This is a genomic window from Tahibacter sp., assembly GCF_035481375.1.
GTDB lineage: Bacteria > Pseudomonadota > Gammaproteobacteria > Xanthomonadales > Rhodanobacteraceae > Tahibacter.
In genome coordinates, this window is the sequence record NZ_DATIGT010000267.1 from 1 (window position 1) to 8,416 (window position 8,416).

Consider the following 8,416-nt stretch of genomic DNA (forward strand, 5'->3'; position numbering starts at 1 on the left):
CGCGCGCCGGCCGCAGGCCGGCGGCGGCTACGTCTATCTGCGCGAGTCCTATGGGCCGCTGATCGCGTTCCTGTTCGGCTGGATCATGCTGCTCGTCAACTACTCGGGCTCGATCGCGGCCGTCGCGACGACGTTCGCGACGTATTTCTGCCAGGTCGCCGGCCTCGCCCCGACCCTGGTGAAGCCGGTCGCGGTCGGCGCGATCCTGCTGCTCGCCGGCATCAATTTCTTCGGTATCCGCGCGGGCGCGTTCGTGCAGAACCTCGCCACGCTGCTGAAGCTGCTCGCGGTTATCGCCGTCGTCGTGGCCGGGCTCGCCTTCAGCGGCGTCGCCGCATCGCCGCCGCCGGCCAATCTCGGATCGAGCAGTTTCGGCAGCGCGCTGCTGCCGGTGCTGTTCGCCTACAGCGGCTGGTTCTACATCAACAACATCGCCGGCGAGATCCGCGATCCGCAGCGCAGCATTCCGCGCGCGCTCCTGCTCGGCATGCTGACCTGCACCGCCTGCTATCTGCTCGCGAACTACGCCTATCTGCACGTGCTCGGCCACGGCGGCCTCGCCGCGAGCACGGCACCTGCCGCCGAACTCATGCAGCGCGCGTTCGGTCCGACCGGCGCGGTCGTCATCGCCGCCGGCATCGCCATCTCGACGTTCGGGTTCTGCAACATCGCGATCCTCGGCGGCTCGCGCATGTTCCAGGTGATGGGCGCCGACGGCGTGTTTTTCCGCGCCGCGGCACATCTGCATCCGACCTACCGCTCGCCCGACATCGCGCTCGGCGTGCTCGCGCTGTGGGCGGCGGCGCTCGTGATCCTCGGCAACTACGGCGAGCTGCTCGACTACGCGACGGTCGGCGACTGGATCGGCAGCGCGATGGTCGCCGCGACGCTGTTCCACTACCGCCGCGTCGAAGGCGCCGCCGCGATCTTCCGCGCGCCGCTGCATCCGCTGCTGCCGCTCGCGTTCATCGCCGCGGTCGCGTTCGTCGTGATCTCCAGCGCACTGGCCCAGCCACGCCAGACGCTGATCGGACTCGGCATCATCGTCGCCGGCATTCCGGCCTACTACCTCTGGCGGCGCATCTACCCGCAGCGCTGAAGCGAAGGCGCGCTGCGGCAGGCGCACGTCCTGCCGCGGCAGCCCGCACGGCAAGCCCCTGTTCGCTCCCGGCCGCTGCTGCGACAATCCGTGTCTGCACTGCGGAGAGTTACATGCGCGAAGCCCCTGCCAAGGCCGACACGGACGCCGCCCGCGCGGCAATACCGGGACCGATCGAACTCACGATCAACGGCGAGAAGTTCCGCCACACCGGCGCTCCCGACATGCCGCTGCTCTGGTATCTGCGCGACATCCTGCGCCTGACCGGCAGCAAGTTCGGCTGCGGCGTCGGCCAGTGCGGCGCCTGCACGGTGCATGTCGGCGGCAAGGCGCAGCGCTCCTGCCTGCTGCCGATGAGTGCGCTGGAGGGCCAGTCGGTCACGACGATCGAAGGCATCGCGAGCGGTGAAGATCTGCATGCGGTACAGCAGGCCTGGATCGAGGAAGACGTGCCGCAGTGCGGCTACTGCCAGGCCGGACAGATCATGGCGACGGTCGATCTGCTCAAGCGCAAGGCGCAGCCGAGCGACGCCGATATCAGCCAGCTCACTAACCTGTGCCGCTGCGGCACGTATCCGCGCATCCGCAAGGCGGTCAAGCGCGCGGCGCAGCTGATCGCCGAAGCCAAGGTTGCCGAATCGAAGGCGGCCGAGACGAAGGCCGCCGCGGAGGCGAAAGCGGCCGAGGCGAAAGCCGCGGAAGCCAGGCCGAACGAGGACAAGCCATGAGTGGCCTGACCCGTCGTCAGTTCGTCAGCGTGATGCTGACCGCGAGCGGTGCGCTGCTCGTCGGCGTCCGCGCCGCGTCGGCCGCGGCCGATCCCAAGGTGCCGATGGATCTGTTGGGCGAACCGCTAACCTCGCTCGGCGCATTCGTGCGCATCGAACGCAACAACCGCATCGTGATCGGCGCGCGCGGCTGCGAGATCGGCCAGGGCGTCATGACCTCGCTGCCGATGCTGATCGCCGACGAACTCGACGCCGACTGGAACCGCGTGCGCGTCGAACAGCTGCCCTACGGCTACGAGATCGGTCCCGACGGTCCGACCAATCGCTACGGGCCGCAGGGCGCCGGCGGCAGTACGAGCGTCACCGACGGCTGGAAGGATCTGCGCCAGGCCGGCGCCGTCGCGCGCTGGCTGCTGATCGAAGCCGCCGCACAGCACTGGCAATTGCCGCACGAGCGGCTCGACACCGAGGCCGGGCATGTCGTGCATCCCGACGGAACACGCCTGGCCTACGCCGAACTCGTCGAGCGCGCCGCAGCGATCCTGCCGCCGGCCGAACCGGTTGGGCTGAAGAAGCCCGAGCAGTTCCGCATCATCGGCAAGCCCGCCAAGACGGTCGACGCGCGCGCGATCGTGACCGGCCGTGCGACGTTCGGCATCGACTGCTACATGGGTGGCGCGCTGACCGCGGTCATGCTGCGATGCCCGCATCTGGACGGCGGCGTCGAATCGCTCGACGACAGCGAAGCGCGCAAGGTCGCCGGCGTGCGCGACGTGTTCGTGATCGACGGCCCGGTGCCGGGTTCGTCGTTCGACACGAATCTCGCGACCGGCGTGGCCGTCGTCGCCGACAACACCTGGGCCGCGATCAAGGGCCGCAATGCGCTGAAGGTGACCTGGAAACCCGGGCCGTGGGCGCAGGAATCCAGCGCCGCGCTCGAAGCGCAGGCGACCGAGGCGCTCAAGGGCGAAGGCGTGTCCGTGCGCCGCGACGGCGACATGGCTGCCGCGCGCAAGACGGCCAAGCGCACGCTGGAAGCGAAATACCAGGTGCCGTTCCTCGCCCACGCGACGATGGAACCGCCGCATGCGCTGATCAAGATCGAACCCGACCGCGCGCTGTTCATCGGTTCGCTGCAGAGCCCGGGCGGCGCGTCGACCGTCATCGCGAACCTGACCGGCCTCGCGCGCGAAAAGATCGAGATCCGCATGACGCGCGCGGGCGGCGGCTTCGGCCGGCGCCTCGAGAACGACTACGTCGCCGAAGCGGTCATGATCGCGAAGAAGGCCGGCAAGCCGATCAAGCTGCTGTGGACGCGCGACGACGACCTGCGTCACGACTTCTACCGCCCCTACGGCCTGCATCAGCTGTCCGCAACGCTCGATCGCAAGAATCAGCTGACCGGCTTCGCGCACCTGTGCGCGGCGACGTCGATGAACTATCGCATCGCGCGCAAGAAGGAACGGCCGCCGGGCCAGGGCTGCCTCGAAGCCGACGATTTCCCGGCCGGGCTCGTGCCGAATCTCGACAAGCGCTTCTTCCCGCTCGAATCGGGCATGCCGCGCGGCCCGTGGCGCGCGCCGCTGCACACGTTCCATGCGTTCGCCGTGCAGAGCTTCATCGACGAGATCGCGCACGAGACGAAGCAGGACGCCGTCGAGCTGCGCCTGAAGCTGCTCGGCGAAGCGCGCGAACTCGACTACTCCGGCCACGGCGGCCCGAAATTCGATACCGGCCGGCTTGCCGCCGTACTGACGCGCTGCGCCGAGGCGATCGAGTGGAAGCGCAAGCGTACCGACGGCCGCGGCGTCGGCATCGCCTGCCACTTCACGTTCGGCGGCTATGCGGCGCATGCGTTCGAAGTCTCCGTCGACGGACGCGACCTGCGCATCCATCGCGCGATCTGCGTCGTCGACGTCGGCCGCGTCGTCAATCCGCTCGGCGTCGACGCGATGATGGTCGGCGGCACGATAGACGGTCTTTCGACGGCACTGAATCTCGCGATCACGGTCAAGGACGGCCAGGTGCAGCAGTCGAGCTTCGGCGACTACGCGGTCGCGCGCATGGCGCAGATGCCCCATGAAGTCGAAGTCATCGTGATGCCGAGCGAACGCGAACCTTCCGGCGCCGGCGAAATGGGCATACCGAGCGTCGCGCCGGCGCTCGCGAACGCGATCTTCGCGGCGACGACGGTGCGCGTGCGCAAGCTGCCGCTGCTGGCGGAGCTCAATCGCCGGCTTTGACGTTGCGGACGGGCGGAACATTGAGACAATTCCATTCTTGATCATCCGCTCGCAATGTCCGGCGCCGTCATTTACCGCGAACTGAGCCCCTGCGCGCCGCTGCGCGCATTGCTGCGCTGCTGCTGGTCGCTGCGCGGCAACGGGCTCGCGGCCGCGCCGCCGCAGCGCGTGCTGCCCGACGGCTGCGCCGATCTGCTGTTCGATTTCGGCAGCGCGCAGCCGCAGGCGCACTGGATCGGCACGATGACGCGCGCCGTCGTCGTTCCGCCGCAGCGCGGCCGCGTCGACCTGTTCGGCCTGCGCTTCGCGCCGGGCGGACTGCATGCGTTGCTCGGGGTCCCGTTGTCCGACGCCACGGACCGTCGCGTCGAGCTGCATCAGTGGTCGGCGGCGTGGGCGCGCGAACTGATGGATCGTCTTGCGGCAGAGCCCTCGCCGACGGCGCGGCTGCGCCATGTCGAAACCGCATTGCTGCGCCAGCGGCCGAACACGGATGCGCTGGGCGCCGTGACGGCACTGGCGACGCTGGAGCGCGATCGACTGCCGGCCGGCGTGCGCGATCTCGCGGCGCGCTGGGGCCTGACCGAGCGCACGCTCGAGCGGCGTTTCGGCGTCTGGCTCGGCGTGCGGCCGAAACAGCATCTGCGCTATCTGCGCTTCGAGCGCCTGTTGCCGCATCTTCTCGGCGGCGAATCCTGCGCCGCGCTGGCGACGGATTTCGGCTTCGCCGTTCAGTCGCACCTGATACGCGAAGTCCGCGCGTTCGCGGACGCGAGTCCGACCGAGCTCGTGCGCGAGAACCCGCGCCGCGGCTGAGCTGCCGTGTCGGAATTGTCCAATACGCGCAGTCGGCACTGCCGGCATGCTGGACTCCCTCGCAACGCCCGGAATCCGCCATGACCCTGATACGCCGTTCCACGCCCGTGCTCGCGGTTGCCTCGGTCGAACCGACCTGCGCATTCTTCGAAAAACTCGGCCTCGCCGTCACGGTCGGCGTGCCGCACGGCGATCGGCTCGGCTTCGCGATCCTGGCCGACGGCGCCGTCGAAATCATGGTGCAGAGCCACGACTCGATCGGCGACGACCTCGGCGCATCGCTGACGATCGGACGCAACACGGCGCTGTTCGTCGAGGTGTCCGATCTCGATGCGGCGCTCGCCGCGCTCGGCGACGCGCCGGTGTTCCTGCCGCGGCGCCGGACGTTCTACGGCTCGGTCGAAGTCGGCGTCGTCGAGCCCGGCGGCCACCACGTGACGCTGGCGCAGTTCGAACGCGAAGGCACGTAGCGGCGCCTTCGCGAACGCCTCATCCCGCGATATCGAGCGCGTCGGCGAGCAGCCCCTGCGCGGTCACGTCGGCGCCGGCGCCCGGACCGACGACGACGAGCGGACGTTCCCGATAGCGCTCGGTCGTGAACGCGAACAGATTGTCGGCGCCGCGCAGCGCCGCACACGGGTGATCGGCGTCGACCGCACGCAGTCCCACGCGCGCGCGACCGTCGGTGTCGAGCGACGCGAGGTAGCGCAGCACCTTGCCCTGCGCCTGCGCTGTACGGAAATGCGTGTCGACGACCGCGTCGATTTCGCCGAGCCGCGCCTGGAACTCGACGCTGTCGAGCCGCGCGAGGTGCGCGGGCACGAGCCCTTCGACCTCGACGGCGGCTTCGTCGAGTTCGACGCCGGCCGCACGCGCGAGGATCAGCAGTTTGCGCGCGACGTCGGCGCCGGAAAGATCGGCGCGCGGATCGGGTTCGGTGTAGCCGCGCTCGCGCGCCTCCTGCAGCAGCGCCGAGAACGGCTGCGTGCCGTCGTAGCGGTTGAACAGGAACGACAGCGAACCGGACAGCACGCCGTCGAGCGCGACGAGGCGATCGCCCGTGCGGCCGAGTCGGCGCAGGCTCGCCAGCGCCGGCAGGCCGGCACCGACCGTCGCGCTGTCGCCGTACTGCGCGCCGCCGTGACGGCGCGCGCGCTGCAGTTCGTGCCAGTCCTGCAGCCGCCCGCCCTGCGCGATCTTGTTCGCCGTCACGACGTGAATGCCCTGCGCGAGCCAGCGTGCATGGCGCTGCGCGACCGCCGCGGCCGGCGTCGCATCGATGACGACGCGCACCGGCGCATCGCAGGCCAGCAGCACGGCAGCCACGGCGTCGAGATCGCAGCCGGCGGCAAGTTCGAGGCGCTCGATCACCGGCGGTGCAAGTCCGTCCTTGTCGAACAGGCTGTGCCGCGAATTCGCGACGCCGACGAGACGCAGGCCGCGACGCCGGCCGGCGGTCTCATCGAGCAGGCGCAGCAGCGCGCCGCCGACGAGCCCGGTGCCGAGCACCACGGCGGCGATGTCGGCATCGTCGTGGCGCGCGCGCGGCGGGTTCGAAACGGCGAGAGCCAGGGCGCTCATGCGCGGATCCTTTCTTTCTTCGCGTTCGCCGCCTCGGCGCGCGCGAGCCCCGCGGCGACGTCGGCCAGCAGATCGGCCGCATCTTCGATGCCGACCGACAGGCGCAGCAGATTGTCGGCGATGCCCGCGGCGCGGCGCGCCTCGACCGCCATGGCCGCATGCGTCATCGACGCCGGATGGGCGACGAGGCTTTCGACGCCGCCGAGCGACTCGGCCAGCGAGAAACAGCGCAGCCCGTCGAGAAACGCGGCGATGCCGTCGTTGTCGGCATCGAGTTCGAAACTCAGCATCGCGCCGAAGCCGCTCTGCTGACGCGCGGCGAGTGCATGGCCGGCGTGATCGGCGAGGCCCGGATAGTAGACGCGCGCGACAGCCGGATGACCGGCGAGCAGTTCGGCCAGCGCCTGCGCGTTCTCCTGGTGCGCACGCAGACGCGGACCGAGCGTGCGCAGCCCGCGCAGCGTCAGGAAACTGTCGAACGGCGCGCCGGTCAGGCCGATGCAGTTGGCCCACCACGTGAGCTGCTGCGCGACCGCGGGATCCTTCGCGATGACCGCGCCGCCGACGACGTCGCTGTGGCCGTTGATGTACTTCGTCGTCGAGTGCACGACGATGTCGGCGCCGAGCGCGATCGGCTGCTGCAGCGCCGGCGACAGGAACGTGTTGTCGACGACGACGAGCGCGCCGGCCGCGTGCGCGGCCTGTGCGACATGGCGCACGTCGGTGATGCGCAGCAGCGGGTTCGACGGCGTCTCGACCCAGACCAGTGCCGGCTTGTCGGCCAGCGCCTCGGCCAGCGCGAGCGGATCGGTCAGGTTGACGAAGCGCACCGTGAAGCGGCCCTTTTTCTGCCAGGCGTCGAGCAGGCGCCAGGTGCCGCCGTAGCAGTCGTGCGCGGCGATGACGGTTGCGCCGGCCGGCACGAGTTCGAGCACGAGCGCGACTGCCGCCATACCGCTCGCCGTCACCACGGCGCCCGCGCCGAGTTCGAGCTCGGCCAGTGCGTTGCCGAGCAGGTCGCGCGTCGGGTTGCCGCTGCGCGAATAGTCGTAGGCGCGCTTCTGGCCGAACCCGGCAAAAGTGTAGTTCGTCGACAGGTGCAGCGCGGGCACGACGGCGCCGTGCTGCGTGTCGGATTCGATGCCGGCGCGGACGGCGCGGGTCGTGGCGGTCAGATCGCTCATGAGGTCGGTCCTTCGTTCAACAGCAGGAAAGTGATTCGGAAACCAGCGCGGAAACGCGTGCGGTTTCCTTCAGAAAGGCGTCGTGGCCGTAAAGCGAATCGATCGCATGAAAGCGCGCCGGCGCCGCGGCGGATGCGGCGAGCGCGCGCAGGTCGTCGATCGGCACGAGGCGGTCGCTCGTGACCGCGACGATGTCGCAGGGCACGCGCACCGCGGCCGCATCGACGCGATGCAGGTCGATCGATTCGGACAGGCTCAGGTAGCGCGCCGCATCGAAGCGCGCGACGAACTTGCGGCCGGCCGCGGCGAGATAGTCCTCGACCGGAAAATGGAAGCGGCCGTCGCGGAATTCCGGTTCGGCGTCGAAACGCTCGGCGAATTCGTCGGCACCGCGGTACGTGGTCATGGCGAGCTGCCGCGCGAGACCGAGCGCGCCGGCGACGTCGCCGCTCGCGATGCCGCCGCGCACGATCTGGCGCTGGATCGCGCGCAGCGCGGTCGCGAGCGGATGCGCGCGGTGCGCGCCGCTGATCGCGACGAGGCGGCCGAGCCGTTGCGGATGCCGCGCAGCGAACGCGAGTCCGACCATCGCGCCGTAGGACGCGCCGACGAAAGCCTGCGCGCGATCGATGCCGAGTGCGGCGAGCAGCGCGGCGAGCGCGTCGGCCTGATCCTCGCTGGAGACCGCGTCTGCGCCGGCGAGATCGCCGGCGGCGAGCCAGTCGATGCTGAGCACGCGGCAGCGGTCGAGGTCGATCGCACGGC

The 8,416-nt window shown here is 70.1% G+C and carries 7 protein-coding genes and 1 pseudogene; 5 read left to right on the forward strand and 3 right to left on the reverse strand.

Features of this window, described 5'->3' with window-relative positions; genetic code table 11:
* The 5 genes and pseudogenes from VLF18_RS17610 to VLF18_RS17630 all read left to right on the forward strand — a co-directional run.
* Positions 1–1,099, forward strand: a 1,099-nt coding sequence (locus tag VLF18_RS17610; protein ID WP_325280937.1) for an APC family permease, incomplete at its 5' end; no start/stop codon positions are given.
* A 113-nt stretch (positions 1,100–1,212) separates the two neighbouring features.
* Positions 1,213–1,713 (forward strand): annotated as a pseudogene (locus VLF18_RS17615) ((2Fe-2S)-binding protein); the annotation flags it as partial.
* Between the two features lie 110 nt (positions 1,714–1,823).
* Positions 1,824–4,070 carry a xanthine dehydrogenase family protein molybdopterin-binding subunit gene (locus VLF18_RS17620; protein ID WP_325280938.1) on the forward strand — a complete coding sequence of 749 codons (2,247 nt, stop codon included), beginning with the start codon at positions 1,824–1,826 and terminating at the stop codon, positions 4,068–4,070.
* A 54-nt stretch (positions 4,071–4,124) separates the two neighbouring features.
* On the forward strand, positions 4,125–4,886 hold the full coding sequence (locus tag VLF18_RS17625; RefSeq protein WP_325280939.1) for a helix-turn-helix domain-containing protein: 762 nt from the start codon (positions 4,125–4,127) through the stop codon (positions 4,884–4,886).
* An 80-nt stretch (positions 4,887–4,966) separates the two neighbouring features.
* Entirely contained in the window at positions 4,967–5,356 is a 390-nt protein-coding gene (locus VLF18_RS17630; RefSeq protein ID WP_325280940.1) for a hypothetical protein, read from the forward strand.
* Between the two features lie 19 nt (positions 5,357–5,375).
* On the opposite strand, the gene VLF18_RS17635 is transcribed toward VLF18_RS17630, so the two are convergent.
* The 3 genes from VLF18_RS17635 to metX all read right to left on the reverse strand — a co-directional run.
* The gene (locus VLF18_RS17635) at positions 5,376–6,467 is read right to left on the reverse strand and encodes a homoserine dehydrogenase (RefSeq protein WP_325280941.1); all 1,092 of its coding nucleotides are present in this window, start codon (positions 6,465–6,467) and stop codon (positions 5,376–5,378) included.
* Positions 6,464–7,651 (reverse strand): cystathionine gamma-synthase, encoded by a 1,188-nt coding sequence (gene metB, locus VLF18_RS17640; protein WP_325280942.1) that lies wholly within the window; start codon positions 7,649–7,651, stop codon positions 6,464–6,466. Before metB ends, VLF18_RS17635 begins: the two co-directional genes overlap by 4 nt.
* Before the next feature lie 16 nt (positions 7,652–7,667).
* Positions 7,668–8,416 (reverse strand): homoserine O-succinyltransferase MetX (metX, locus tag VLF18_RS17645; protein WP_325280943.1); only part of this gene is annotated, 749 nt, incomplete at its 5' end.